The organism is Sphingomonas sp., assembly GCF_017304615.1.
Classification (GTDB): Bacteria; Pseudomonadota; Alphaproteobacteria; order Sphingomonadales; family Sphingomonadaceae; genus Sphingomonas.
In genome coordinates this window covers 943250-969095 of record NZ_JAFKLZ010000001.1, presented here as the reverse complement: position 1 = coordinate 969095, position 25846 = coordinate 943250, and the positions used below count along the sequence as shown (strand labels likewise).

Here is a 25846-nt window from a genome sequence, read left to right as displayed (position 1 = left end):
CCGCCAGCGCGGAGAGGTGGCCGAGTGGTTTAAGGCAGCGGTCTTGAAAACCGCCGTGGGTGCAAGCCTACCGTGGGTTCGAATCCCACCCTCTCCGCCACCGCGCAGCTTGGGAAGTCAGCGAAGCTCAACGCCCCACGCGCAAGCGCGGCGGCTTCGCGCCAGCGACGTCCAACGACGCCGAATTCACTTCCGCGTTATACTCGCGATTTCAAAGACTGCGGCGTTACGCCCTCCCGACCGCCACCAGCATATCGAACTGATAGTCGGGTAACGGCTCGTCGAACTGACACCCGGCGCAGAAGTCGTCCGCCCACCGGACCGTCGCGGCGATCTGGCCGATACCGGGCAACGTCAGCCAGATCGACGCGTCCTTCTTCATCGCCGAATAACTGCTGATTCGTGCACCCTGACGCGACAGGTCGGTGACCCGGCATAGCGTGCGGTCCAGGCCGCCCCTGCCCAGCTTGGCATCCAGCGATACCGGCGAGCGACGGCTGCGCTGCTTTCCCCCGGCAAACGCGGGTTCGAATTCGGCGCGAATATCGGTTTGCAAAGCTTCCATGACGGAAATGCTAGCCCGACGATACCTAACGACGCGTTAAGCACAAACGACAACGCCGCGCTCCCGACAAGGGAACGCGGCGTCGAATGACTCAGCTAAAATGCGGCTTATTTCTTGCCGAGATTCAGCCCGCCGAAGCGCTTGTTGAAGCGCGCCACCTGACCACCCGCATCGAGCATCTGGCCGCGGCCGCCGGTCCAGGCCGGGTGCGACAATGGATCGATCTCGAGCGTCATCGTGTCGCCTTCCTTACCCCAGGTGGAGCGAGTCTCGTACACGGTGCCGTCAGTCATCTGGACCTTGATCATGTGGTAATCGGGGTGCGTATCGGCTTTCACAGCAAATTCCTTGGATAGTGCCGCCGGTTTCCGACCGGCAGCGAAGGGCGCGCGCCTAGCAGAGGCGCGACGCATTTTCAACATTGGTTGGAACGTCAGTCGCTCGGCGGGTCCGCGATCATCGCCGTGAATTCGCATTCGGTCGCGATTTCGCCATTCAGCGTCGCCTTGCCCGCGAACTTGCACACACGGCTGCGCTTCTGGACGAACTCGACCTCGAGCTTGAGCAGGACACCGGGTTCGACCGGCTTCCTGAACTTCACTCCGTCGATCGACATGAAATAGACGAGCTTGCCCGACCCCGCGAGGCCGAGACTCTCGACAGCGAGCACACCCGCCGCCTGCGCGAGCGCCTCGATCTGAAGCACGCCGGGCATGATCGGCCTTCCCGGGAAATGCCCCTGAAAGAACTCCTCGTTCATGCTCACTGCCTTGATGGCGGTGATGCGCTGATCGACGACGAGTTCCTCGACCCGATCGACCAGCAGCATCGGATAGCGATGCGGCAACGCCGCCATCACCCGCTTAATATCAAGCGGGCCGATCGACGTCGCTGCCGCTTCCTCGGTCAACGGCCCGGCTTCTTACCACCAGTGGGAGCCGGAGCCGCGGTCGCCGGAGCCGGCGTCGTGGGAGCCGCGCCCGTAGCCGGCGCGGGCTGACCGCCCGGCTGCCAGGTGGCGGGCGGCACGGCGTTGGCCGTCGGCACCAGCTTGTCGAGCTCGGCGGTGATCGCCGGCGTGATGTTGCCGACCTGATTAGCCCAGACCACGGCGTCCGGCTTGACGATCAAAGAAAGACCGCGAGCGGTGATTACGGCCTGAACCGCCTGATTAAGCTTGGCCGAGACCTGCTCGAACACATAGGCCTGAGCACGGGAGATCGGCGCCTGCGTGGTGTTGATCTGCTGCTGCTTTGCTACAACGGTCGCCCAGGACGGGCTCGCCTGCGCCGCGCGCAGCTCGTTGTCGTCGATCTGGTTGTCCTTGTTGGTGTCGAACGGCGCCAGCAGTGCCTGCAGCTCCTTCTGATACCCTTCGATCGCGGTGATCTGCGTCTTGTAGGTCGTGGTAATCGTGGTGTTTGCGGTGGTGAACGCCTTGGTCTTCACGACGGCGCCGTCGAAATCGGCGGTCGCGACCGTCTGAGCCTGTGCCGGCGCAGCGGCGAGCGCGGCGGTCAGCGCAATCGCGCCGAGCCCGAGATAGGTGAATTTGGTCTTCATCAGAATTGAGTCCCTACGTTGAAAGTAACAAGCTTGGTGTCGTCGCCCTTCTGGTGGAGCAGCGCTTTTGCGATATCGATGCGGAGCGGCCCGAACGGCGAGTTCCAATTGACGCCGAACCCGATCGACAGGCGCGGCTTGGGTGAATCGCCCAGGAAGCGCTCGAGGAACGGCGAGATCGTGTTGGTGAGCGCCGAGTTGGGCGTCACGCCGTTACAGCCGCCATTGCCGTCGGGCAGGCCGGCCGGGCACGTCGTCGTCGACCCGGTGCCATCGGGCAGCGTGTAGCCGTAAAGCGGATGACCGCTGCTGTCGGTAATCGGCGTGATGATCGGGTCGACGATGGTCTTGCCGGTGGTCGGGTCGACGTGAGTCGGGAAAGTCGCCGTCGGCAACGGACGCTTGATGCCGAACACTGCACCGACATCCATGAAGATCGACGGACGCAGGCCCAGTTCACGCACACCGCCCGACAATGGAGGCTCGATCTCGAAACGCACCATGTAATAAGCCCGGCCGCCCAACGCGTCATCGACGATCTGGTTACGATCGGTCTGCAGGATCTGGTCGCCGTTGCTGTCGGTAATGTACGGAATACGCTGGACGCGCGGGCCGACGCCGCGAATGTCGAAGCCGCGAATCTGCGGTTCACCAAGATAGAAGCGATCAGTGATCCGCACGGGGTCGATACCCGGGCCGCGGCTCTTTTCCAGCGACTTGATATAGCCGCCTTCCGCGTTGATCGAGAAGATGAATCCCTTGCCCAGATTCCAGTATTTGGAGCCCTCGATCCGCGAACGGATATACCGCACGTCGCCACCCAGTCCCGCAAAGTCCTGGCTGAACACCAAGCGCTGACCCGCGGTCGGCCGCAAGCCGCTGTTGAGGCTGTTGAACACCAGCGAATAACCCACCGCCGATGTCACGCGATTGCCGATCGCCTCGCAGAGATAGCGTCCGGCCTTGAGTGGATCGCACGTATCGACGATTCCGTCGCTGTTGGTGTCGGAATAATAGGTAGCCTTATCGAGGCCGACCTGGTCGTAGGTAAGTCCATATCGGCCCGACAGGGACCAATATTCGGTCAACGGCACGCCGAAGCGGACCTGGAAGCCGGTCGACACCTGTGAGTAAGTGGTCTGGCGCTGATCGCCGAGGTAGTTGAACGAATTATAGTCGCGGCGGAACACATCGACGCCGAGCGCGATGTTCTTGTCGAACAGGTAGGGCTCGGTAAAGCCGAGCTGGATCGACTTCGAATAGACCGAATAATCGACGTTGGCGCGCAACTCCTGGCCTTTGCCGCGGAAGTTGCGCTGGGTGATGCCAGCCTGGATGATGAAGCGCTCAAGGCTCGAATAGCCTGCCGACAGCGACAGTTCGCCGGTCGGCTTTTCCTCGACGTTGGCGTTCAGGATCACGCGATCAGGCGCTGATCCCTGCTCATTCTTGATCTCGAATTTGTCCTGGAAGAACCCCAGGCTGTTGATACGGTCCTGCGACCGCTTGATCTGGAAGCTGTTGAACGCGTCGCCTTCCGCCATGCGGATCTCGCGCCGGATCACCTTGTCCTGCGTGTTGCGGTTACCGGTGACCTCGATCCGCTCGACATAGGTCCGCTTCGCCTCGGCGATGTGGAAATTGACCGACATGGTCAGGTTGTCGGCGTCACGCTGATAATCAGGGTTCACGTCCGTAAAGGCATAGCCGAACAACCCGGCCGACTCGTTCAACGACGTGACCGAATCCTCGACCTTCTTGGCGTTGAACCACTCGCCCTTTTTGGCGACCAGCGTGGCAGCCAGCTTGTTATTGTCGAAGTCGCGAATGTCGCTGTCGACGGTTATGTCGCCGAACTTATAACGCGGCCCTTCTTCCACCACATAAGTGATGATGAAGTCCTTCTTGTCCGGCGTCAGTTCGGCGACCGCCGAGGTGACACGGAAATCGGCGTATCCCTCGGTCAGATAGAATTGGCGCAGCTTCTGCTGGTCATACGCGAGCCGATCCTGATCGTAGGACGTGTTGGACGAGAAGAAGCGCGTCAGCCGAGCCTGCTTCGTCACCATCTGTTCGCGCAGCTTTGAATCGGAAAAGACGGTGTTGCCGATGATGTTGATCGCGCGGACCTTGGACTTCGGGCCCTCGCTGATCTCGAACACGATGTCGACGCGGTTCTGGTCGAGGCTGACCATCTTGGGCTCGATCCGCGCGGCAAAACGGCCCTGGCGGCGATACAGCTCGATGATGCGCGCGACGTCCTGGCGAACCGCGGTGCGGGTGAAGATCTGCCGCGGGGCGAGCTTGATTTCCTTGGTGATCTTGTCCGATTTGAGCGTCTTGTTACCCTCCAGCAAAACGCGGTTGATGATCGGGTTTTCGCGGATGCGGATCGTGATGTCGCCGGTTTCGACGCCGGCGATAGACACGTCGGCGAACAAATCGCTCGCGAGCAGGTCGCGCAGCGCCTGGTCGAGGATTTCGTTGGTATAGACTTGGCCGGTCCGCAGTTTGGTATAGCTGAGCACCGTTTCCGGCTCGATGCGCTGCGATCCCTCGACGCGGAGCGACTTGATGACGTGTTGCGGCGCGGGGGCCGGAACAGGCGCCGGCGCAGGGGTCGCCGCCAGGGCCGGCGTCTTGGTCTTTGGTGCAGCCGTGTTCGGCGCAGTCTGTGCGTTCGCCAGCGGCACGCCCGACAGCATGGTGCCGGCCAGCAAAGTCGCGGCGGCGCGCGCTCCGAACGTCGTAACCTTGATAACCTTCACTCTACCACCCCAGCCGGAGACATTTGCCGTCGCGTAAATTCGGGCGCGCCCGCCCTGCCCTAACCGGGTCAGCCGATCAACCCGGCCAGATGCTGCCACAAACCGATCTTCCCGAGATCGTTGAAGGTAACGACCAGAAACAGCATCAGAATTGCCGCCAATCCGCCGCGAAACGCCCATTCCTGTATTTCCGGACTTACCGGGCGCCGTCGTACCGCCTCGATCGCGTAGAACAGCAAATGTCCTCCATCCAGCATCGGGATTGGCAAGAGGTTGATGAACCCCAAGTTAATCGAGATGAACACAGCCAAATAGACAAATGCGACCCAGCCGAGGGTCAGTTGTTCGCCGGACGTCTTAGCCATGCCGACAATGCCCGACATGTCTTTGACCGAACGTTGCCCGATGACAAGCTGACCCAGCGTCGTCGCAGTTACACCGACAATGTCGCTGGCGTACCGAAACGCGACGCCCGGTGCATCGAGCAAGCTGACCGGGGCGGCGCTCGGCGCCGCCGGCCCGACGCCCAGCAGTCCGCGTTCCTGGACGTTGCCGAACTTGTCCTTGCTACGATCCGTGCCGATCACGACGTTACGCGACAATTTCTGTCCGTCACGATCGAAATCCACCCGGACCTGCTGGCCGGCACGGATGACGATGTAGAAGACCATGTCATCGAACTTATCCATCGACCGGCCATTGAGGGCGGTGATGCGGTCACCGGGCTGCAACCCGGCAGTCGCCGCGGCGCTGTTGGGTTGAATCGTGCCCACTTCAGTCGTTGTCGTGCTTTGGCCATAGGCCACGACGAACCCGAGCAGAATCAGGAATGCCAGCAGGAAGTTGGCGAACGGCCCGGCCAGCACAACCAGCGCACGCTGCCACACTGGCTTGGACTGGAAGGTCTTGGCGCGTTCCTCGGGCGGCAGCGCCAGCCATGCCGGATCGCTCAGCCCGGCCGGACTCATGTCCCCGGCGAAACGAACATAGCCGCCCAGCGGCAACAGGCTCAGCTTCCACCGTGTACCGCGCTTGTCGGTCCAGCCGGCGATCTCGCGCCCGAACCCGATCGAGAACACGTCCGCCTTGATGCCGCACCAGCGACCGACGAAATAGTGCCCAAGCTCGTGAATGAACACGAGCGGCCCCAGCATCAGCAGGAACGCGGCGATCGTCAGAAGGAAACCGGGGCTCTGCATCAACTCAAGCAATCCTCAACTCGCCAGACCCAACCATCGCCCCCGCCATGGTACGCGCTTCGGCATCGATAGCCAGTACGTCGTCCAGCGTCTCCGGCGCCGGCGGGTCGTAGCGATCGAGCGTATCGGCGACGATTGCGGCAATTTCGAGGAAGCCGATCTTGCGGTCGAGAAACGCGGCAACGGCGACTTCGTTCGCCGCATTGAGGATGGCCGGCCGCGCCCCGCCAGCGTCGAGCGCACGCCGCGCCAGCCCCAGAGCGGGAAAGCGCTCTTCGTCCGGCGCTTCGAAATCGAGCCGTCCGATCGCAACCAGATCGAGCGGGGCCATCGGCGTTTCCATGCGGTCGGGCCAGGCGAGGCAATGCGCGATCGGCACGCGCATGTCGGGCGGGCCGAGCTGCGCCAGCGTCGATCCGTCCATATATTCGACCATCGAATGGATCACCGATTGCGGATGGACCACGATCTCGATCCGGTCCGGATCGACCGGGAACAGCCGTGCCGCCTCGATCAGTTCGAGGCCCTTGTTCATCAGCGTCGCCGAATCGACCGAAATCTTGGCGCCCATCGACCAATTGGGGTGCGCGACGGCCTGTTCTGGCGTGACGGCGCGCATCCGCTCGATCGTCCAGTCGCGGAACGGGCCGCCGCTCGCGGTCAGCACGATGCGGCGCACCCGGCCGGCCTGCTCCGGCGCGAAGCACTGGAAGATCGCGTTGTGCTCGGAATCGGCGGGCAGCAGCGTCGCGCCGCTCGCCTTGGCCGCGGCGAGGATCACGTCGCCCGCCGACACCAGCGGCTCCTTGTTTGCAAGCACGACCGTCCCGCCCTGTTCGACCGCCGCCATGACCGGCCGTAGACCCGCACAGCCGACGATCGCTGCCATGGTGAGGTCCGCGCCGCTCCGGGCCGCATCGCACACGGCCTTGTATCCACCCGCAGCGGCGATGCCGGTGTCATGAAGCGCCTCGCGCAGCGCGGGCAGGCAGCGTTCATCGGCAACCACCGCCAGTTCGGCCTCGGTGCGGATCGCCGCCGCCACCAGTCGATCGACATCGCAATTGGCGGTAAGCGCCTTTACTCGAAATGCCTCGGGCGCGCGCTCGATCAAGTCGAGCGTCGAGGTACCGACCGACCCGGTCGCGCCCAATATCGTGACGGTCTTCACGACAAGCCGAACAGCTTGGGCAGCACGACCACCAGCAATGCCGCCGCGGGCGCAACGGGTACGACGCCGTCGAGCCGGTCGAGCACGCCGCCATGCCCGGGAAACAGCGTGCCGCTGTCCTTCGCCCCCGCGCGCCGCTTGAGCCAGCTTTCGAACAAATCGCCGCATTGCGCGAGCACCGCGAGGAAGGGCGTCGCCAGCACGGCGGCCTTCCCGAGGCCGTAACCGTAATGCATCGCGACCGCGAACAACGTCGCGGCGATCATCCCGCCGACCAACCCGGCCCATGTCTTGTTGGGGCTGACGACCGGCGCCAGCTTCGGACCGCCGATCATGCGCCCGGCGAAATACGCGCCGATGTCGCACGCCCAGACCAGGGCCAGCGTCCACAACGTATAGACCAGCCCGATATCCTTCTGCTGCCGGATCAGCAGCAGCGAGAGGATCGGGATGGCGACGTAGACGATCCCCCACGACAGCCACGCGCGCTTCGTGGTCGCGCCGACGAAGAAGAATGCCGCGCCGATCAGCCCAACCGCGACGAACCCCGGACCAGCGCCGACCGTCGGCGCCATGATCGCCAGCGGCACGACCAGCGCATAGAGCGCGAGACGCTTATGATTGGGCGAGGCGGAAACCAGATCGGCCCATTCGGCCATCATCACCATGCCCAGCGCGACCGCGAGCAACCAGAACAACAGCCCACCGAACATGATCGCGGCCAGCGCCATCGCAATCAGACCGAGGGCAGTAACGATGCGGACCGCCAGTTCGGGTGGTCGCTTGGGCGCGGAAGTGTCGCTCACAGGCCTCCGAAACGTCGCTGACGCCGCCCGAACGCGGCGATCGCCTCCGCCAACGTCCCGGCGTCGAAATCGGGCCATAGCGTGTCGACGAACAGCAATTCGGCATAGGCCGCCTGCCACAGCAGGAAGTTGGACAGGCGTTGCTCGCCCGAGGTCCGGATCAGGAGGTCGAGCGGCGGCAGGTCGTGGGTTTCGAGCAGCCCGTCGATCGCGTCGGCATCGATCGCCTCGACCGCCATCTCGTTGTCGCGCACGCGCCGCGCGAGTTCCTGCGCCGCGCGCGCCAGCTCGGCCTGCGATCCGTAATTGAGCGCGATCACCAGCAATGGACCGGTATTGCCCGCCGTCCGTGCCATCGCATCATCGATCAACGCGACAGTATCGGCCGAGAAGCGCCGATAATCGCCGATCACGCGCAACCGCACATTTTCACTGACCAGTTCGGCGAGGTCGCTCTTGATGAAATGGCGGAGCAGACCCATCAGGTCGCCGACTTCCTCCTCGGGGCGTCGCCAGTTTTCCGACGAGAAGGCGTATAGCGTCAGCGCCTCGATCCCCATCGCGCGCGCGGCGCGCGTGACCTTGCGTACCGCCTCCACGCCCACCTTGTGACCGGCAAGGCGCGGCAAGTGGCGCTTCTTCGCCCAGCGCCCGTTGCCGTCCATGATGATCGCGACGTGGCGCGGCATAGCGGCCGCCGCCACGGCATGTGCCGTGTCGCTGGCGGCCATGGGCTTCACTGGCCCAGGATTTCCTTTTCCTTGGCGCCCGCCGCGGCATCGATCTCGGCGATCGTCTTGTCAGTGAGCTTCTGGACTTCGGTTTCCAAGCGCTTGCGCTCGTCCTCGCCGAACTCGCCCTTCTTCTCGTCGGCCTTGAGCGAATCCATCCCGTCGCGGCGCACATTGCGTGCGGCGATGCGGGCGTCTTCGGCATATTTGCCGGCGAGCTTCGCCAGTTCCTTGCGGCGTTCCTCGGTCAAATCCGGGATCGGCAGACGCAGCGTGTTGCCGTCGTTGATCGGGTTGAGACCCAGCCCCGCCGAGCGTATCGCCTTTTCGACCGGCCCAATGTTCGACTTGTCCCACACCTGCACCGACAGCATGCGCGGTTCGGGCGCAGACACGGTCGCGACCTGGTTCAGTGGCATGTGCGATCCATAGACCTCGACCGTCACCGGATCGAGCAACGCGGTCGACGCGCGGCCCGTACGGAGTCCCGCCAGATCGCTCTTCAACGCCTCGACGCTGCCGGCCATGCGGCGTTCGAGATCGGCCTTGTTATAGGCGGCCATGGGTCATCCTTCCTTTTGCACGACCGTCGAGACGCCCTCGCCCCGCAGCACCGAAGCGAGATTGCCCGGTTCGCGGATGTTGAAGACAACGATCGGAATGTTGTTGTCGCGGCACAAGGCGATGGCACTAGCGTCCATGACCTTCAGATTGTCTGAGAGGACCGTGTCGTAACTCACGGTGTCGTAGCGTTTCGCCGACGGGTCCTTCTTCGGGTCGGCGTTGTAGACTCCGTCGACCGAGGTGCCCTTGAACAGCGCATCGCACTTCATTTCGGCGGCGCGCAAAGCGGCGCCACTGTCTGTGGTGAAGAACGGCGATCCAACGCCCGCCGCGAACACCACGACGCGGCCCTTTTCCAGATGGCGCTCGGCGCGGCGGCGGATGAAGGGTTCGCACACGCTGGCCATCGGGATCGCCGACTGGACGCGCGTTTCGACGCCGATCTGCTCCAGCGCGTTCTGCACCGCCAGCGCGTTCATCACCGTGGCGAGCATGCCCATGTAATCGGCCGTCGCACGCTCGATGCCCTTGGCCGCCGCCGAGATGCCGCGGAAGATGTTGCCGCCACCGACGACGACGCAAAGTTCGTGCCCGGCGTCCCGCGCATCCTTGATTTCCCCCGCGACGCGTGCCGTGACGCCCGGATCGATCGCGAGGCCGCTCTCCCCGTCGCCCATCAGGACCTCGCCCGACAGTTTCAGCAGGATGCGTTTATAGGCTGGCGCGGTCATCGATTCTCATGCGGTTTGGAGGCGGCGCAGACCTTAGGCGGGGTGGGTGTATCAGACAACACCTCCGTCACCCCCGACTTGATCCGGGGTCCCGCTACTCGTTCCGGCGTAAGAGTAGAAGCGGGATGCCGGATCACGTCCGGCATGACGAAAAAAGGGAACGAGTTGCCCCGCCCCCTTTATTTCTCGAATCGCAGACAGGCTTACGCCGGCTGCGGCACGCCCGAGGCGGCGGCGACTTCGGCGGCGAAGTCGCTCTCTTCCTTCTCGATGCCTTCGCCGAGCTGGAAGCGGACATAGTCCTTCAGCACGATCGGCGAACCCGCTTCCTTGGCGGCATTGGCGACGACCTGAGCGATTGGCGTCTTGCCGTCCATCACGAACAGCTGGCTGACCAACGCGTTTTCCTTGCGGTACTTGGCGATACCGCCCTCGACCATCTTGGCGATGATGTCGGCCGGCTTGCCGCTTTCGGCCGCCTTTTCGGTTGCGATGGCGCGCTCACGCTCGATCAGCTCCTGGTCGAGGCCGCTCTCGTCCAGCGCCAGCGGGAAGGCCGCCGCTATGTGCATCGCAAGCTGCTTGCCCAGCGCGTTGAGTGTCTCTACCGGCGCCTCGCTCTCTAGCGCGACCAGCACGCCGATCTTGCCGAGGCCCGGCGCCTGAGCGTTGTGGACGTAGGGCACGATCGCGCCCTGCGACACTTCGAGCCGCTTGGCGCGACGCAGGTTCTGATTCTCGCCGATCGTGGCGATGTTATTGGTCAGCGTTTCCTCGACGGTCTTCTCGCCGAGCGACGCTGCCTTGATAACCGCCAGATCGTCGCCGAGTTCGAGCGCGACCGACGTTACGTCGCGGACGAAGCTTTGGAACTGATCGTTCTTCGCGACGAAATCGGTTTCCGAGTTAACCTCGACCGCCGCGCCCTTCGTGCCCGACACTTCAACGCCGACCAGGCCCTCGGCCGCGGTGCGGCTCGACTTCTTGGCGGCGGCCGCAAGACCCTTAGCGCGCAGCCAGTCGACCGCGGCGTTCATGTCACCGTTCGATTCCTTCAGCGCCTTCTGGCAATCCATCATGCCCGCCCCGCTCTTTTCGCGAAGCTCCTTGACCATTGCTGCCGTGATGTCGGCCATCTTACTATCCTTTATCAGATCCGTTCGCCCCGACCTTGTCGAAGGGCGTGCTTACGTGCTTCGCAGCACGAACGGGGGTGGGAGGCTTCCCGTAAGAAGCCTCCGTGACAATTATGCGTCGAGCTGACGCTCGGCCTCGACGGCCATTTCGGCCTGCTGCGCTTCGTCAGCGACCACCGGCTCGGCGTTCAGCGCTTCCTCGACGGGCGCTTCGACCTGCGCGCCGAGATCAACGCCCGACTTCGCCTGGCGCTCCTGGCCACCACGGGTCGCGGCGATCGCCACGGCCTCGCAATACAGGCGGATGGCGCGCGCGGCGTCATCATTTGCCGGCACCGGGAACGCGATGCCGTCCGGCGAGACGTTCGAATCGAGGATCGCCACGACCGGGATACCCAGCGTGTTGGCTTCCTTGATGGCCAGCTCTTCCTTGTTGGCGTCGATCACGAACATCACGTCGGGCACGCCGCCCATGTCGCGGATGCCGCCGAGCGACAGTTCGAGCTTGTCCTTCTCGCGCGTCAGCTGAAGGACTTCCTTCTTGGTCAGGCCGTGCGTGTCGCCCGACAGCTGCTCTTCGAGCGTCTTGAGACGCTTGATCGAGTTCGAGATCGTTTTCCAGTTGGTGAGCATACCGCCCAGCCAACGATGGTTGACGAAATGCTGGCCCGAACGGCGCGCGGCGTCGGCGATCGGATCCTGCGCCTGGCGCTTGGTGCCGACGAACAGCACCTTGCCGCCGGAGGCGACCGACGAGCTGACGAATTCGAGCGCGCGCGCGAACAGCGGCACGGTCTGCGACAGGTCCAGGATGTGGACACCGTTGCGGTCGCCAAAGATGTAGGGTTTCATCTTCGGGTTCCAGCGGTGGGTCTGGTGTCCGAAGTGCGCACCAGTCTCAATGAGCTGCTGCATGGAGACGACAGGTGCCGCCATAGGGATAACTCCTTCCGGTTGAGCCTCTGGGAAGCGGATGACGCGAACGAGCGAACTCGCCGGCGCACCGGGTTATGTTGCTTCCCATGCGGGTTGAGGGCGCGCCGTTAGTCGAATGCCGCATATGATGCAACCCCTCCGTGCGGTCCGCCACACCGGAGTAATCGCGCGAGTCGGTCATTCTGAATAGGCAGTCGCCATATATATTCTCTGTTTGTTCTCATTATTCGCTTGACGCCTGGAACATCAGTGGAACATACAGCGACTATTCAAATGACGGGAACTTTCGGAATCGACGAGCCGTTGGTTTCGGGTCGGTTCAAGTCCGAACAAAGGATAGTCGCGATGATGACGCTGGTCGCTGTTCTGACGTTTGCGGGCGCCTTGGGCGCTGCCGGGTTCGCCATCTATGCGACGGTCGCGCCGTCGCTCGGCAATATCCAAGCCGCGCTGGCTGGCAATGGCGGCGCATCCAGCTTACCGCCTCTCCCCGTCTGCCGCCCCTCGACGCTGCGCGTGTCGGTCAGGCCGGCGGCGCAACCGATATATTGGCGCGCAGCCGCCTGATCCGCGCGTAGCCGGCGACGCTGAACGGGATCGTCACGAGATAGGCGACGCATATCACCGCCAAGGTCGGCCAGGGCGCGGAGATCAGTGCCGCGCCAATCGCGACGATTACCACCAGAGCCTCGAACCTTATGCGGCGGCGCAACCTTATCGACGCCCAGCCGAAGGTCGCGACGCTCGACACCATGAGTACTGCCATGAACGCCACCCACGGCGCGACCAGCCAAGGCGAGCGGAACCGGCTGTCGTCGGTGATGAACCACAGATACATCGGCAGCATCGCGCCGATTGCCCCGGCAGGCGCCGGGATACCGGTCAGATAGCCGGCGGACTTTCGCGGCTGGTCGGTCGCATCGATCGCTGCATTGAACCGCGCGAGACGGAGCGCGCAGAACACCGCGAACAACAGCGCGCACGCCCAGCCGAACTTGGGCGACGTATTCAGCGCCCATAGATACAGGATCAGTGCGGGCGCGACGCCGAACGAAATCGCATCGCTGAGCGAATCGAGTTCTGCACCGAACCGGCTCGTGCCGCGCAGCATCCGCGCGACTTGCCCGTCGACGCCGTCCAGCGCACTCGCGACCAGGATCATGATCACCGCCAATTGCCATTGGCTGCTGTCGCCCAAACCGATCGGCGCGCCTGACGCCGCGATCGCGAACCGCACGCCGGTCAGCCCCGAACACAGCGCCAGCGCCGTCAGCGCATTGGGCGCGATGGTTCGAAGCGGAAGCCCCTGCGGCGGACGCCGGCGCAACGGGCTGGGCGGCCTCATTGCGTGACGCCGCTCATCGTATCGCCACCGATCTTGCCCAGGATCGTTTCACCCGCAACCGCGCGTTGGCCGAGCACGACCTGCGGCACGGTATCGGCGGGCAGGAACACGTCGACCCGGCTCCCAAAGCGGATCAAACCGACACGCTGCCCCACCGCGAGCATATCGCCTTCCTTGACGAACGCGACGATGCGCCGCGCGACGAGGCCCGCAATCTGTGTGAAGCCGATCAGCCGACCGTCCTTCCCCTCGACAACGATATGCTGTCGCTCATTCTCCTCGCTCGCCTTGTCGAGATCGGCGTTCAGGAACTTGCCTGAAATATAGACGACCTGGCGGATCGTGCCCGCGATCGGCGTGCGGTTCACGTGCACGTCGAACACGCTCATGAAGATCGACACGCGGATCAGCGGCGAGTTGCCGAGGATCGCGAGTTCCGGCGGCGGCGTCACCGGCTGTATCATCGTGATGAGGCCATCGGCGGGCGCGATGACCAACCCGTCATTCTTCGGCGTAACGCGGATTGGATCGCGAAAGAACGCCGCGACCCCCAGCGCGAGAAAGACCAGCGGCCAGAACAGGACGTTCCAGATGAGCAGGCTGAGCACTGCCGCGACGGCGACGATAACGACATAACGTCGCCCTTCCGGATGCATGGCGGGAAATTGCCATTTCACCGTGGGCGGGGCCGTTTCCGGCGGATCAATCGAAGGCATCCGCCCATCTAACCGCCTTGACGGGCCAAGACAACGTGACGCTTTCATACAATGCTTGTTCGCTACGTTCGGCTCAGTCGGCTTTCGTATTTCATATGGTGTCGCGACGATCCAAGGGCAACGCGCCGGTATGACCGTGCCTTGGGCGTTGGCCACCCCGCTTGACCCCTCTCCTTGCTTCCTCCTAGAGCGCAGCCAAACCCCCCAATCAGGAAACAGAGCATGGCCAAGATCAAGGTGAAGACGCCCGTCGTGGAAATCGACGGCGACGAAATGACGCGGATCATCTGGGAATGGATCCGCGAACGCCTGATCAAGCCGTATCTCGACATCGACCTGAAATATTACGACCTCGGCATCGAAAAGCGCGACGAGACCAACGACCAGATCACGATCGACTGCGCCAAGGCGATCCAGCAATATGGCGTCGGCGTGAAGTGCGCGACGATCACCCCCGACGAAGCGCGCGTCGAGGAATTCGGCCTGAAGGAAATGTGGAAGTCGCCCAACGGCACGATCCGCAACATCCTGGGCGGCGTCGTCTTCCGCGAGCCGATCGTCATCTCCAACGTCCCGCGCCTGATCCCCGGCTGGACCAAGCCGATCGTCGTCGGCCGTCACGCGTTCGGCGACCAGTATCGCGCGACCGACTTCCGCGTCCCCGGCCCCGGCAAGCTGCGCATGATCTGGGAAGGCAAGGACGGCGAGAAGATCGAGAAGGAAGTGTTCGACTTCCCCTCGTCGGGCGTCGCGATGGGGATGTATAACCTCGACGATTCGATCCGCGATTTCGCCCGCGCCTCGTTCAATTACGGCCTGAACCTGAAATGGCCGGTCTATCTGTCGACCAAGAACACCATCCTCAAAGCGTATGACGGCCGCTTCAAGGACCTATTCCAGGAGGTTTTCGACAATGAGGGCTTTGCCGAGAAGTTCAAGGAAGCCGGTATCGTCTACGAACACCGCCTGATCGACGACATGGTCGCGTCGGCGCTCAAGTGGAGCGGCGAGTTCGTGTGGGCGTGCAAGAACTATGACGGCGACGTCCAGTCGGACCAGGTCGCGCAAGGCTTCGGCTCGCTGGGCCTGATGACCTCGGTCCTGCTCTCGCCGGACGGCAAGACGGTTGAGGCGGAAGCCGCGCACGGCACGGTCACCCGCCACTATCGCCAGCACCAGCAGGGCAAGCAGACGTCGACCAACCCGATCGCTTCCATCTTCGCCTGGACCGGCGGCCTTAAATTCCGCGGCAAGTTCGACGACACGCCCGACGTGACGCGCTTCGCCGAGGAACTCGAAAAGGTCTGCATCGAGACCGTCGAGAGCGGCAAGATGACGAAGGACCTCGCGCTCCTGATCGGCCCCGATCAGGCGTGGATGACCACCGAACAATTCTTCGAGGCGATCCGCGAGAATCTCGAAGCCAAGATGGCGACCTGGGCCTGATCTGACGGTTCAGTAACCGGGCTTTCGGTGACCGGACATTTCCTGCCGAAAGCCCGTACCGACTGTTCGCGCCGAGATGCAGCGGAACCCTTAACCTGTAGATCGCGTCCGGTAGAACCCGGCGCGCACGAGCAGGAACGCGGCGACTATTCCAGTCACTCACCGCCAATAACGCAGATGAACGCAGATGTCGGCGGCAATCATCGCCTGACAAACGCCTCCCGGCCTGCTTTAGATACCGCCATGTCGATCGGTCTCGAAAATACAGGTTTCAGCGACGGGCTGGTGATCCTCGGTGCGGCGGGCATCGTGATCCCTGCGTTCGCGCGTTTCAAGGTCAGCCCGGTGATCGGCTTCATCCTGGTCGGCATCCTGGTGGGTCCGGCGGGGCTAGGCGCGCTCGATACGAAATATCCGTGGCTCTACCACGTCACCATCTCCAACCCGCATTCGATCGAGCCGTTCGCCGAGTTCGGCATCACCCTGTTGCTGTTCTCGATCGGCCTCGAACTGTCGCTGAAGCGGTTATGGGGGATGCGCGGCGCGGTGTTCGGCGTCGGCGCCGCGGAGCTGTTCGGATGCGCCGCCGTGATCGGCGGAGCACTGCTGCTCGGCGGGAGCAGTTGGACCGCCGGCCTTGGCCTCGGCCTTGCGCTTGCCTTGTCCTCCACCGCTTTGGTGCTGCCAATCGCCGGCACCGAAAGCCCGGTGGGGCGCAGCGCGTTTGCGATGCTGCTGTTCGAGGATCTGGCGCTGGTTCCGATCATCTTCGTGCTGGCTGCGCTCGGCGGCGGTGCGGCGAGCGGCGTGCTCAACACCTTGCTGTGGGGCGCCATCAGCATTGCGGCGATCTTCCTGGCGGGGCGCTTCCTGTTGCCCAGGCTGTTCGCCCAGGCCGCGCGCACCAAGAGTCCCGAACTGTTCCTCGCCATTTCACTGCTGGTGGTGATCGTCGCCAGCCTCGCCACCTCTGCGGCGGGGCTTTCGCCGATCGTCGGGGCCCTGCTCGCCGGGCTGCTGATTGCCGAGACGGAGTATCACAGCGAGGTCGAGGTCATCACCGCCCCGTTCAAGGGACTCGCGCTCGGCGTGTTCCTGATCACCGTCGGCATGAGCCTGAACCTGGAGACCCTGTTAGCGAACTGGTCCGATTTCGTGCTTGCATTGGCTGGCGTTGTCGCCGCCAAATCGCTGGTGACGTTCGGCCTGTTGAAACTGTCGGGCGCGCGTACCGGTACGGCGGCGGAAACCAGCGTCCTGATGTCCAGCCCGTCCGAAACGACGCTGATCGTGCTCGGCACCGCGGCGGCGGCTGGGCTGATCGCGCGGGGCGATGCGGCCTTCTGGCAGACCGTGACCGCGCTCGGGTTGACGATAACCCCGGCGCTAGCGGAAATCGGCCGCCTCGCGTCGCGGCGTATCGAAGCACGCGAAGCCGCAGCAGCCGACGACCTCGAACTACCCGACGAGGGCCCGGGCACCGTCGTGCTCGGCTTCGGCCGGGTCGGCAAGATGGTCGCCGACATGCTCAAGGGACATGGCCAGCCCTATTTGGCGGTCGAGGCCGATATCGACGCGGTAACGGCTGCGCGCCGGGACGGCTATTCGGTCGTGTTCGGCGACGTCGCGCGGAGCGAACTGCTCGATCGCCTCAATCTCGGCCGCGCAAAGGCGCTCGTGCTGACGATGGATGACCCCGTGCTGACCGTCCGGCTGACCAAGCGGGTGCGCGGTTGGGTGCCGGGCCTCACGATCGTAGCCCGTGCCCGCGACGGCGCCCATGCCGCCGAACTGTACAAGGCCGGCGTCACCGACGCGGTGCCAGAAACGCTCGAAAGCTCGCTACAATTGTCGGAGGCGGTGCTGGTCGACCTTGGCGTCGCAATGGGGCCCGTAATCGCCTCGATCCACGAAAAGCGCGACATATTGCGCAAGGCGATCAAGGAAGCCGCCAGCCTGGAGCGCGAGCCACGGATCAGGCGGGTGCGACGCGACCCGGTGGTCTAGCTAGCTGGCCAGCACCGCCCTAACAGCCGCGACCGCATTCTCGCCCTTCTCGCCCTCGGGTCCACCGCCCTGGGCCATGTCGGGACGGCCGCCGCCGCCCTGCCCGCCAAGCACCGCAACCGCCTGCTTGAGCAGGTCAACGGCGTTTAGTTTCGCGGTCAAATCGTCGGTCACTCCGACCGCCACCGACGCGCGGCCGTCATTGACCGCGACGATCATCGCGACACCCGAACCGATTCGCTGCTTCGCCTCGTCGACCGCGCCGCGCAGGCCTTTGGGGTCGAGTCCATCGACGACCTGCCCGACGAAATTGACGCCGTTGACCTGTTCGGGTCCGACCGCCGCTCCCCCGCCCCCGCCAAGCGCCAACGCCTTCTTGGCCTCCGCCAGTTCGCGTTCGAGCCGGCGGCGATCCTCGACCAGTTGCGCGACGCGCGCTGGCACCTCGTCGGGCGACGACTTCAGGGCCGCCGCCGCCTCGCGCAATTTCTCGTCGCGGCTCGCGAGATATGTCCGCGCCGCCTCGCCAGTCAGCGCCTCGACGCGCCGCACGCCTGACGACACCGCGCCTTCGCTCACGACCTTGAACAACCCGATGTCGCCCGTGGCGTTGACATGCGTGCCGCCGCATAGCTCGAGGCTATAAATCTTCTGGCCGTCACGCCCCATCGACACGACGCGCACCTCGTCGCCATATTTCTCCCCGAACAGCGCCATCGCGCCCTCGGCGATTGCCTCGTCCGGCGTCATTAGCCGCGTCGAAACCGCATCGTTCTGGCGGATATAGGCGTTCACATCGGCCTCGACCGCGGCGAGCGCATCACCGTCGACCGCCACCGGCTGCGAAAAGTCGAAGCGCAGCCGGTCGGGCGCAACGAGGGAGCCCTTCTGCGCGACATGCGTGCCGAGCCGTTCCCGCAGAGCCGCGTGCAGCAAGTGCGTCGCCGAGTGATTGGCGCGGATTGCGTTGCGGCGCTCGCCATCTACGGTCAGGTGCAGCGCGTCGCCGACCTTCAACTCGCCACTCTCTATCTTGGCGCGATGCGCCCACAGGCGGCCGAGATGCTTGTGCGTGTCGAACACGCGTGCCTTGACCTTGTCGTTACTCGCGACGCCCGCATCGCCGACCTGGCCACCGCTTTCGGCATAGAACGGCGTCTGGTTCAGGATGATGTCGACCTCGTCGCCCTCCCCCGCGCGGTCCACCCGTGCGCCATCCTTGACCAGGGCGACCACCTCGCCCTCGCCCTGTTCGGAGGTGTAGCCGGTGAATTCGGTACCGCCCTTTTCCTCGGCAAGGTCGAACCAGAGTTCGTCAGAACCCTTGTCGCCGGAGCCTTTCCATGCGGCGCGGGCAGCCCGCTTCTGCTCGGCCATCGCGGCGTCGAACGCCTCGCGATCAACCTGCAGCCCCTGCGCGCGCAAGGCATCTTCGGTTAGGTCGTACGGGAAGCCATATGTGTCGTAGAGCTTGAACGCGGTCTCGCCCGACAGCGTCGTGCCCGGCGCCATCCCGGCAGTCGCTTCGTCGAGCAGCTTCAGGCCTTTGTCCAACGTCTTGCGGAACTGTGTCTCTTCCTGCGCCAGCGTCGCCTCGATCAACGGCTGCGCGCGGACAAGTTCGGGGTAGGCAGCCCCCATCTCAGCGACCAAGGCCGGAACCAGCCGGTGCATCAACGGGTCCTTTGCGCCCAGAAGGTGCGCATGCCGCATCGCGCGACGCATGATCCTGCGGAGCACATAGCCGCGCCCTTCGTTCGCCGGCAACACGCCGTCTGCGACGAGGAACCCAGACGTGCGCAAATGGTCCGCGATCACGCGATGGCTCGCCTGGTTGTCGCCGGTCGTCGCGGTTTGCGTCAACGCGCCCGACGCCGCGATCAGCGCCTTGAACGTGTCGGTGTCGTAATTGTCGTGGACGCCCTGCATCACCGCGGCAATGCGCTCCAGCCCCATGCCGGTGTCGATCGACGGCTTGGGCAGCCCACCGATGATCTCGTCGGCTTCCTGCAGGAACTGCATGAACACCAGGTTCCAAATCTCGACGAAACGGTCGCCGTCCTCGTCGGGACTGCCCGGCGGGCCGCCGGGGAGGTGGTCGCCATGGTCGAAGAAGATTTCAGAACACGGGCCGCACGGCCCGTCCGATCCCATCGCCCAGAAATTGTCCTTTGTCGCGATGCGGATGATGCGCTCTTCGGGAAGGCCCGAAATCTTCTTCCACAGGTCGAACGCTTCGTCGTCGGTGTGATAGACGGTGACGGTCAGCCGATCCTTGGCGAGGCCCCATTCCTTCGTCAGCAGGTTCCACGCGAGATTGATCGCGCGGTCCTTGAAATAATCGCCGAACGAGAAATTCCCGAGCATTTCGAAGAACGTATGATGCCGCGCGGTATAGCCGACATTGTCGAGATCGTTGTGCTTGCCCCCCGCGCGGACGCATTTCTGGCTCGACGTCGCGGTCGAATAGGGCCGCGTTTCCAAGCCGGTGAAGACGTTCTTGAACGGCACCATGCCCGCATTGACGAACATCAAGGTCGGGTCGTTCTGCGGCACCAGCGGCGCCGACGGGACGATGCTGTGCCCCTCCTTACCGAAATAATCGAGGAAGCCGCGGCGGATGTCGTTGGTCGATGTCATGGTGGCGACTTAGGCAAGGTCGCGCGCCTTGCCAAGCAAGGCATCAATGGAACGGCTGGTCGATGGATGGCGGCGGCGTGCTGAACCATTTCGGGCCGGTTTCCGTCATGTGGAAGCAATCCTCCAGCCGCACGCCGAACTGGCCCGGAATGTAGATGCCCGGCTCGTTCGAAAAGCACATGCCGGGCGCGAGCTTCGTCGTCTCGCCGCGCACCAGATTGACCGGCTCGTGCCCATCCATGCCGATACCGTGCCCTGTGCGATGCGAACAGCCGGGCAGCTTGTAGCCGGGGCCGTAGCCGAACCCGTCGTAGAGCCGTCGCACCGCGTCATCGACGCTGCCCGCCGGCGCGCCGATCTTCGCCGCGGCCAGCGCGGCCTGCTGGCCCTGATGCACCTGGTCCCACACGGTCCGCTGCTCCTTGCTGGCCGCGCCGAACACGAACGTCCGCGACACGTCGGACTGATAGCCCTGGACCGTACAACCGCAGTCCATCAGCACGATCTCACCCTCGGCGACCTTGTGTACTGCCTTCGTCCCGTGCGGGTAGGCGGCGGCCTCGCCGATCAGGATCAGCGAAAATTCGGGGTCCCCGCCCAGTTTGACGGTCGCCGCATCCATCAGCGCGCCGATGTCTCGCCCGGCCATCCCCTTTTCGATCCGCGGATAGGTCCAGCGATAGGCGGCGATGGTGACGTCGGTCGCAAGCTGCATCAGCGCGAGCTCGGCGGGCGTCTTGATCATCCGGCATCCGCGCACGACCGGGTTGGCGGTCACGATCTTCGCGCCGGGCAGCGCGCGGGCGAGCATGTCCGGGATGAAGAAACGCACGGTCTCCTCAATCCCGACAGGGCGCGCCGCCAGCTTGCGATCGCGCAGGAAGCCCGCGACGACCCTGAGCGGATCCTCATCCTCCTGCCACACGCGCACCTCGGCGGGGATCGCGAGAGTCTCGCGCATCCGGGGTTCCTCGAAATAGGGCGAGACGATGCACGGTGCGCCCTCGACCGGCAGCACCGCTAGCATCGCACGCTCGCTGCGGCCCCAGCGGATGCCGGTGAAATAGAGTAGGCTCGACCCCGGCTCGACCAGCACCGCGCCGATGCCGTTCGCCTTCATCAAGGCCTGCGCGCGTGTAAGCCGCAGCGCGCGTTCCTCCGGCCCGATCGGCGTTGCGCCGCCGGTCATATCCTTCAGCGCTGACAGGTCGGGTTCGACGGCACGAGCGGCGGCGGATACGGCGAACGGCGCGACGGCGGCCGCAGCGAGGATCGCGCGACGACCAGGCGAAAAGCGGGGATTGGGCATGGCCGCGACGATAGGGTGCTTGACCCGGCCGCGACAATCCCCTTCCCTGCTGTGCACTAAAACGGGGAGTGCGTATCTTGGCGAAGCGGCTGACGACCTACATCCTGATCGGGCTGGTGCTCGGCCTGATCGCGGGATGGGCGACCAACGCTGCGTTGGGCGGCGAGAATCCCACGCCCGATCAGGCCGCGACGCTGACGACGATCGCCAAGTGGCTCGGCCTCGTCACCACGATCTTCCTGCACTTCATCAAGATGATCATCGCGCCCCTGGTGTTCGGCACGCTCGTCGTCGGCATCGCGCATATGGGGGATACGGGCGCGCTGGGCCGCGTCGGGCTCAAGTCGCTGCTGTGGTTCGTCACGGCCAGCCTGTTGTCGCTGACGCTCGGCCTCGTTCTTGTCCACATCCTCAATCCGGGCGTCGGACTTAACCTGCCGCTGCCCGCTACCACGGCGACGACCGGCATCGACAAAAGTGCGTTCGATCCGATCAAGATCATCGAGCATATCTTCCCGACATCGATCATCGACGCCATGGCGAAGAACGACATCCTTCAGATCGTCGTCTTCTCGGTGTTCTTCGGCGTCGCGATCACGGCCATCGGGGAACGCGCCGCGCCGCTGGTCAAGGCGGCCGAGGCGCTGACCAAGGTGATGCTGCAAGTCACCGATTACGTCATGCGGTTCGCGCCGTTCGCGGTGTTTGCGGCGGTGGCGGCGACGTTGGTGGAGCGAGGTCCGGGCGTGATCGGCAAGCTCGGCTACTTCATGCTCTGCGTCTATATCGGGCTGGCGTTGCTGTGGCTGATGCTCGGGCTGCTGGCCTGGCTGTTCGTCGGGCGCCGGGCTACGTCGCTGTTTCGCTACATCCGCGAGCCGGTGCTGGTGGCGTTTTCCGCTGCCTCTTCCGAAGCGGCGTTCCCGCGCACGCTGGAAGCGCTCGACCGGTTCGGCGTGCCCAACAAGATTTCGAGCTTCGTCCTGCCACTCGGCTATTCGTTCAACCTCGACGGGTCGATGATGTACATGACGTTCGCGTCGATGTTCATCGCCCAGGCCTATGGCATCCACCTCGATCTCGGCACGCAGGTCGCGATGCTGCTGACGCTGATGATAACGTCGAAAGGCATTGCCGGTGTACCCCGCGCCAGCCTGGTGGTGATCGCCGCGACGCTCGGCCAGTTCAACCTGCCCGAGGCGGGGTTGCTGCTGGTGCTGGCGGTCGATCACTTCCTCGACATGGGGCGGTCGGCGACCAACGTCGTCGGCAATGCGGTCGCGGCGAGCGTGGTGGCGCGCTGGGAGGGGCAGCTCGACCCGAGCGAACCCGCCGAGATCGAGCCGCAGCACGCGCCGAGCCACGGACTCAGCGGCAAGAGCTAGGCGTTACGCGTAGGCATAGGGTCCACCCTTCGCCAGCGCTGTCTGATAGGCTGGGCGAGCGTGGATTTTTTCGATCCAGGCGATCGTTGCGGGTCGCGAACCGCCGAGCCCGGCACGGCTCATCGCGGCTTCGAGCGGGAAGCTCATCATGATGTCGGCCGCGGTCATCTCCTCACCGGCGAACCACGGACGCTGCGCCAGTTCGCTTTCGACGTAATCGAGATGCACGTCGATCATCGGCTGAATGCGCTTCGCCGCCTTCTTGCCGAATACCGGAATGCGATTGACGATGAGCAGCACCAGCAACGGCGGCATGACCGACCCTTCGGCATAATGCAGGAACTGGCGATAGCGCAGCGTGTCGTCGCGATGCGCGGGTGGCCCCAACCTGCCGTCGGCCTGTTCGACGAGATATTCGCAGATGGCGCCCGTTTCGACGATTATGCGGCCCTCGTCCTCAAGCACGGGCGACTTGCCGAGCGGATGGACTTTGCGGAGCTCGGGCGGGGCGAGCATCGTCTTGGCGTCGCGCTGATAATGCTTGATCTCATAGGGCAGCCCGAGCTCCTCGAGCATCCACAGGATGCGTTGCGAACGCGAATTGTTGAGGTGATGGACGATCAGCATCATGCGGCGTCTCCATTGGTCGCGGTCCAGATCCAGGCCGCCGCCGGAAACGCAACGGTGTCGCGGGCGACGTGCGGCGCGAGCAAATCCTTGAGGCGTTCGACCAAACCGCCGCGGCGATCGGCAGGCTGCTCGGCGATTGTACGCGCAACGGGGCCAATCCGAGTGAAGAAATCGGCGGCGTCGGCGATCGGGTCTTCGCCCTGTCCGGCGACGTAGTGGTAATCGACCGCTTCGGCCGCGGCGCCGACCCAGCCGCTTCGCGCTAGCATGCCCCCTACGAACGCGCGGTCGGCGAACGCAAAGGGACCGGGAACGTAGCCCGGTGGCGCCGCCTGAGCGCCGACCAGCGAATCGCTCAGCAACGACCATTCGTTCGCGCGACGCTCGCGAAAGCAGGAAAAGACCAGCCTTGCGCCCGGACGCGCCGCCTTCCTGATCGTCATGAAGGCAGCAACCGGATCGGGAAAGAACATCACGCCATGCCGCGAGACGAACAGGTCGGCGCTGACGGCGGGATCGAGCGCGGATGTGTCGGCGACGTCGAAGCCTAGATTTTCGATGCCCTCGGCGCGCCGCCGGGCGACGGCGATCAGGCCAGGTGAAATATCGAGACCCGTCACCCCCAGATCCGGGCGCGCGACTGCCAGCGCCATCGATGTCTGACCCGCGCCGCACCCCAGATCGACCGCATGGCCATGGGGCGGGGCGACATCGAGAATCGCGCCGTTGAGGCGATCGGAGAGTCCGGCGAAGCTGCGATCGGTGCGGCGCCATTCGTCGGCCCAGACATCCCCGGTGCGCCCGGTCCATTCGTCGGTCGAGAACATCCGCCTTCCTCTGCCCAATGTGATTGCCGATTCCGGCACAGTCCCGTGTAGCGATAACGCCGCCATCATGCGCGGCAAAGTGCGCAAAACGGCGAATGGGCGTCACGCCGAGCGAAGAGGTCAGAATATGAAAGGCCCGCCGACGCGGGCGGGCCTTTCCGGGTGTTGCGGCGGGGGGAACGCCGCGGGGGCAAAGTATTAACGCCGATCAGTACTTTTGGTTGCACCGCAGCAAGGCTGCAGCGGGTCTTTTCCGACCAAACGACTGATCGAACGTCGAATTAAATATCGTCTTCGTCAGACGGCCCGGCCATCATTTCCTCCGCAACCGCGTCGGTGCGCGTACGGATCGCCTTTTCGAGGCGATCGGCCATTTCCGGATTTTCCTTGAGGAACGTCTTGGCGTTCTCGCGGCCCTGGCCGATCCGCACGCTGTCGTAAGAGAACCACGCGCCCGATTTCTCCACCAGCCCGGCCTTGACCCCGAGATCGAGCACTTCGCCGATCTTCGAGATGCCCTCGCCATACATGATGTCGAATTCGACCTGCTTGAACGGCGGCGCTACCTTGTTCTTGACGACCTTCACGCGCGTCGCGTTACCGATAATGTCTTCACGGTCCTTGATCTGGCCGGTGCGGCGAATGTCGAGACGGACCGAAGCGTAGAATTTCAGCGCGTTGCCCCCGGTCGTGGTCTCGGGATTGCCGTACATCACGCCGATCTTCATGCGCAGCTGGTTGATGAAGATCACCATGCAGCGCGAGCGGCTGATCGAGCCGGTCAGCTTGCGCAGCGACTGCGACATCAGCCGCGCCTGTAAGCCGACATGGCTGTCGCCCATCTCGCCTTCGATTTCCGCACGCGGCACGAGCGCCGCGACCGAATCGACCACCAGCACGTCGATCGCATTCGAGCGCACCAGCGTGTCGACGATCTCGAGTGCCTGTTCGCCGGTGTCGGGCTGCGACACGATCAGTTCGTCGATGTCGACCCCGAGCTTCTTCGCATAGACCGGGTCGAGCGCGTGTTCGGCATCGACGAACGCGGCGGTGCCGCCATTCTTCTGCGCTTCGGCGATGACGTGGAGCGCGAGCGTCGTCTTGCCCGAGCTTTCCGGTCCGTAGACCTCGATCACGCGGCCGCGCGGCAAGCCGCCGACGCCGAGCGCGATGTCGAGTCCCAGGCTGCCGGTCGAGATCGCCTCGACCTGCATCGCTTCCTTCGAACCCAGCTTCATCGCCGAGCCCTTGCCGAACGCGCGGTCGATCTGCGCCAGCGCCGCCTCGAGCGCCTTGGCGCGCTCGCCGGAAGTCTTGTCGTTGCTCAATGCCATGGGATTGTCGATGACCTTCAAAGATGCCGCCATTTGA

Annotated in this window: 24 protein-coding genes and 1 tRNA gene; 5 read left to right on the top strand and 20 right to left on the bottom strand. The window is 64.2% G+C overall.

Annotated features, from left to right (window positions below):
- Window positions 1-10: 10 nt before the first annotated feature.
- Window positions 11-100, top strand: a tRNA-Ser gene (locus J0J06_RS04865).
- 126 nt (window positions 101-226) lie between these two features.
- Here the strand turns inward: J0J06_RS04865 and J0J06_RS04860 are convergent.
- The 13 genes from J0J06_RS04860 to rpsB form a co-directional block, all read right to left on the bottom strand.
- Window positions 227-565 carry a PilZ domain-containing protein gene (locus J0J06_RS04860; protein ID WP_294040204.1) on the bottom strand — a complete coding sequence of 113 codons (339 nt, stop codon included), beginning with the start codon at window positions 563-565 and terminating at the stop codon, window positions 227-229.
- Window positions 566-672: 107 nt separating this feature from the next.
- Window positions 673-903 carry a 50S ribosomal protein L31 gene (gene rpmE, locus J0J06_RS04855; RefSeq protein ID WP_146571061.1) on the bottom strand — a complete coding sequence of 77 codons (231 nt, stop codon included), beginning with the start codon at window positions 901-903 and terminating at the stop codon, window positions 673-675.
- Between the two features lie 95 nt (window positions 904-998).
- The gene (fabZ, locus tag J0J06_RS04850) at window positions 999-1475 is read right to left on the bottom strand and encodes a 3-hydroxyacyl-ACP dehydratase FabZ (RefSeq protein WP_294040203.1); all 477 of its coding nucleotides are present in this window, start codon (window positions 1473-1475) and stop codon (window positions 999-1001) included.
- The gene (locus J0J06_RS04845; RefSeq protein WP_294040202.1) at window positions 1472-2128 is read right to left on the bottom strand and encodes an OmpH family outer membrane protein; all 657 of its coding nucleotides are present in this window, start codon (window positions 2126-2128) and stop codon (window positions 1472-1474) included. Before J0J06_RS04845 ends, fabZ begins: the two co-directional genes overlap by 4 nt.
- The gene (gene bamA, locus J0J06_RS04840; protein WP_294040837.1) at window positions 2128-4833 is read right to left on the bottom strand and encodes an outer membrane protein assembly factor BamA; all 2706 of its coding nucleotides are present in this window, start codon (window positions 4831-4833) and stop codon (window positions 2128-2130) included. Before bamA ends, J0J06_RS04845 begins: the two co-directional genes overlap by 1 nt.
- Window positions 4834-4964: 131 nt before the next feature.
- Window positions 4965-6098, bottom strand: coding sequence for an RIP metalloprotease RseP (gene rseP, locus J0J06_RS04835; protein WP_294040201.1), 1134 nt, complete (start codon window positions 6096-6098; stop codon window positions 4965-4967).
- A gap of 1 nt (window position 6099) precedes the next feature.
- Complete coding sequence (locus tag J0J06_RS04830; protein WP_294040200.1) at window positions 6100-7266, bottom strand: 1-deoxy-D-xylulose-5-phosphate reductoisomerase; 1167 nt, start codon at window positions 7264-7266, stop codon at window positions 6100-6102.
- On the bottom strand, window positions 7263-8072 hold the full coding sequence (locus tag J0J06_RS04825) for a phosphatidate cytidylyltransferase (RefSeq protein ID WP_294040199.1): 810 nt from the start codon (window positions 8070-8072) through the stop codon (window positions 7263-7265). The genes J0J06_RS04830 and J0J06_RS04825 overlap by 4 nt, the downstream gene beginning before the upstream one ends.
- Window positions 8069-8803: an isoprenyl transferase gene (locus J0J06_RS04820; protein ID WP_294040836.1), complete on the bottom strand. Its 735-nt coding sequence runs from the start codon at window positions 8801-8803 to the stop codon at window positions 8069-8071. Before J0J06_RS04820 ends, J0J06_RS04825 begins: the two co-directional genes overlap by 4 nt.
- A gap of 5 nt (window positions 8804-8808) precedes the next feature.
- A complete protein-coding gene (gene frr / locus J0J06_RS04815; RefSeq protein ID WP_294040198.1) occupies window positions 8809-9366 on the bottom strand; it encodes a ribosome recycling factor in 558 nt (185 codons plus the stop codon).
- A gap of 3 nt (window positions 9367-9369) precedes the next feature.
- The gene (gene pyrH / locus J0J06_RS04810; RefSeq protein ID WP_294040197.1) at window positions 9370-10098 is read right to left on the bottom strand and encodes a UMP kinase; all 729 of its coding nucleotides are present in this window, start codon (window positions 10096-10098) and stop codon (window positions 9370-9372) included.
- Between the two features lie 203 nt (window positions 10099-10301).
- Window positions 10302-11234 (bottom strand): translation elongation factor Ts, encoded by a 933-nt coding sequence (gene tsf, locus J0J06_RS04805; protein ID WP_294040196.1) that lies wholly within the window; start codon window positions 11232-11234, stop codon window positions 10302-10304.
- 111 nt (window positions 11235-11345) lie between these two features.
- A complete protein-coding gene (gene rpsB, locus J0J06_RS04800; RefSeq protein ID WP_294040195.1) occupies window positions 11346-12170 on the bottom strand; it encodes a 30S ribosomal protein S2 in 825 nt (274 codons plus the stop codon).
- A gap of 273 nt (window positions 12171-12443) precedes the next feature.
- Here rpsB and J0J06_RS04795 point away from each other — a divergent pair, with 273 nt between their 5' ends.
- Window positions 12444-12737, top strand: coding sequence for a hypothetical protein (locus J0J06_RS04795; protein WP_294040194.1), 294 nt, complete (start codon window positions 12444-12446; stop codon window positions 12735-12737).
- On the opposite strand, the gene J0J06_RS04790 is transcribed toward J0J06_RS04795, so the two are convergent.
- Together J0J06_RS04790 and J0J06_RS04785 are read right to left on the bottom strand one after the other, a co-directional pair.
- Window positions 12694-13515 carry a phosphatidylcholine/phosphatidylserine synthase gene (locus J0J06_RS04790; protein WP_294040193.1) on the bottom strand — a complete coding sequence of 274 codons (822 nt, stop codon included), beginning with the start codon at window positions 13513-13515 and terminating at the stop codon, window positions 12694-12696. The genes J0J06_RS04795 and J0J06_RS04790 overlap by 44 nt on opposite strands.
- Complete coding sequence (locus tag J0J06_RS04785; RefSeq protein ID WP_294040192.1) at window positions 13512-14231, bottom strand: phosphatidylserine decarboxylase; 720 nt, start codon at window positions 14229-14231, stop codon at window positions 13512-13514. The genes J0J06_RS04790 and J0J06_RS04785 overlap by 4 nt, the downstream gene beginning before the upstream one ends.
- Window positions 14232-14453: 222 nt before the next feature.
- Here J0J06_RS04785 and J0J06_RS04780 point away from each other — a divergent pair, with 222 nt between their 5' ends.
- Both J0J06_RS04780 and J0J06_RS04775 read left to right on the top strand, forming a co-directional pair.
- Entirely contained in the window at window positions 14454-15677 is a 1224-nt protein-coding gene (locus J0J06_RS04780; protein ID WP_294040191.1) for an NADP-dependent isocitrate dehydrogenase, read from the top strand.
- Window positions 15678-15920: 243 nt separating this feature from the next.
- The gene (locus J0J06_RS04775) at window positions 15921-17684 is read left to right on the top strand and encodes a cation:proton antiporter (protein ID WP_294040190.1); all 1764 of its coding nucleotides are present in this window, start codon (window positions 15921-15923) and stop codon (window positions 17682-17684) included.
- Here the strand turns inward: J0J06_RS04775 and alaS are convergent, their stop codons facing one another.
- Window positions 17685-20324, bottom strand: coding sequence for an alanine--tRNA ligase (gene alaS / locus J0J06_RS04770; RefSeq protein ID WP_294040189.1), 2640 nt, complete (start codon window positions 20322-20324; stop codon window positions 17685-17687).
- A 43-nt stretch (window positions 20325-20367) separates the two neighbouring features.
- The gene (locus tag J0J06_RS04765) at window positions 20368-21633 is read right to left on the bottom strand and encodes a Xaa-Pro peptidase family protein (protein ID WP_294040188.1); all 1266 of its coding nucleotides are present in this window, start codon (window positions 21631-21633) and stop codon (window positions 20368-20370) included.
- Window positions 21634-21710: 77 nt separating this feature from the next.
- Between J0J06_RS04765 and J0J06_RS04760 the strand changes: the two genes are divergently transcribed.
- Complete coding sequence (locus J0J06_RS04760) at window positions 21711-23018, top strand: dicarboxylate/amino acid:cation symporter (RefSeq protein ID WP_294040187.1); 1308 nt, start codon at window positions 21711-21713, stop codon at window positions 23016-23018.
- Window positions 23019-23021: 3 nt separating this feature from the next.
- Here the strand turns inward: J0J06_RS04760 and J0J06_RS04755 are convergent, their stop codons facing one another.
- From J0J06_RS04755 to recA, 3 genes are all read right to left on the bottom strand, one after another.
- Window positions 23022-23648 carry a glutathione S-transferase gene (locus J0J06_RS04755; RefSeq protein WP_294040186.1) on the bottom strand — a complete coding sequence of 209 codons (627 nt, stop codon included), beginning with the start codon at window positions 23646-23648 and terminating at the stop codon, window positions 23022-23024.
- A complete protein-coding gene (locus J0J06_RS04750) occupies window positions 23645-24475 on the bottom strand; it encodes a trans-aconitate 2-methyltransferase (RefSeq protein WP_294040185.1) in 831 nt (276 codons plus the stop codon). The genes J0J06_RS04755 and J0J06_RS04750 overlap by 4 nt, the downstream gene beginning before the upstream one ends.
- Before the next feature lie 281 nt (window positions 24476-24756).
- Window positions 24757-25842, bottom strand: coding sequence for a recombinase RecA (gene recA, locus J0J06_RS04745; protein ID WP_294040184.1), 1086 nt, complete (start codon window positions 25840-25842; stop codon window positions 24757-24759).
- Between the last annotated feature and the right edge of the window lie 4 nt (window positions 25843-25846).

Bases quoted from the DNA above. Each gene is read 5' to 3' on its own strand.
- J0J06_RS04860 (WP_294040204.1), bottom strand. From the start codon at position 565: ATGGAAGCTTTGCAAACCGATATTCGCGCCGAATTCGAACCCGCGTTT.
- J0J06_RS04845 (WP_294040202.1), bottom strand. From the start codon at position 2,128: ATGAAGACCAAATTCACCTATCTCGGGCTCGGCGCGATTGCGCTGACC.
- bamA (WP_294040837.1), bottom strand. From the start codon at position 4,833: ATGCTGTCGGGCGTGCCGCTGGCGAACGCACAGACTGCGCCGAACACG.
- J0J06_RS04820 (WP_294040836.1), bottom strand. From the start codon at position 8,803: ATGGCCGCCAGCGACACGGCACATGCCGTGGCGGCGGCCGCTATGCCG.
- frr (WP_294040198.1), bottom strand. From the start codon at position 9,366: ATGGCCGCCTATAACAAGGCCGATCTCGAACGCCGCATGGCCGGCAGC.
- pyrH (WP_294040197.1), bottom strand. From the start codon at position 10,098: ATGACCGCGCCAGCCTATAAACGCATCCTGCTGAAACTGTCGGGCGAG.
- tsf (WP_294040196.1), bottom strand. From the start codon at position 11,234: ATGGCCGACATCACGGCAGCAATGGTCAAGGAGCTTCGCGAAAAGAGC.
- rpsB (WP_294040195.1), bottom strand. From the start codon at position 12,170: ATGGCGGCACCTGTCGTCTCCATGCAGCAGCTCATTGAGACTGGTGCG.
- J0J06_RS04795 (WP_294040194.1), top strand. From the start codon at position 12,444: ATGACGGGAACTTTCGGAATCGACGAGCCGTTGGTTTCGGGTCGGTTC.
- J0J06_RS04790 (WP_294040193.1), bottom strand. From the start codon at position 13,515: ATGAGGCCGCCCAGCCCGTTGCGCCGGCGTCCGCCGCAGGGGCTTCCG.
- J0J06_RS04785 (WP_294040192.1), bottom strand. From the start codon at position 14,231: ATGCCTTCGATTGATCCGCCGGAAACGGCCCCGCCCACGGTGAAATGG.
- J0J06_RS04780 (WP_294040191.1), top strand. From the start codon at position 14,454: ATGGCCAAGATCAAGGTGAAGACGCCCGTCGTGGAAATCGACGGCGAC.
- J0J06_RS04775 (WP_294040190.1), top strand. From the start codon at position 15,921: ATGTCGATCGGTCTCGAAAATACAGGTTTCAGCGACGGGCTGGTGATC.
- alaS (WP_294040189.1), bottom strand. From the start codon at position 20,324: ATGACATCGACCAACGACATCCGCCGCGGCTTCCTCGATTATTTCGGT.
- J0J06_RS04765 (WP_294040188.1), bottom strand. From the start codon at position 21,633: ATGCCCAATCCCCGCTTTTCGCCTGGTCGTCGCGCGATCCTCGCTGCG.
- J0J06_RS04755 (WP_294040186.1), bottom strand. From the start codon at position 23,648: ATGATGCTGATCGTCCATCACCTCAACAATTCGCGTTCGCAACGCATC.
- J0J06_RS04750 (WP_294040185.1), bottom strand. From the start codon at position 24,475: ATGTTCTCGACCGACGAATGGACCGGGCGCACCGGGGATGTCTGGGCC.
- recA (WP_294040184.1), bottom strand. From the start codon at position 25,842: ATGGCGGCATCTTTGAAGGTCATCGACAATCCCATGGCATTGAGCAAC.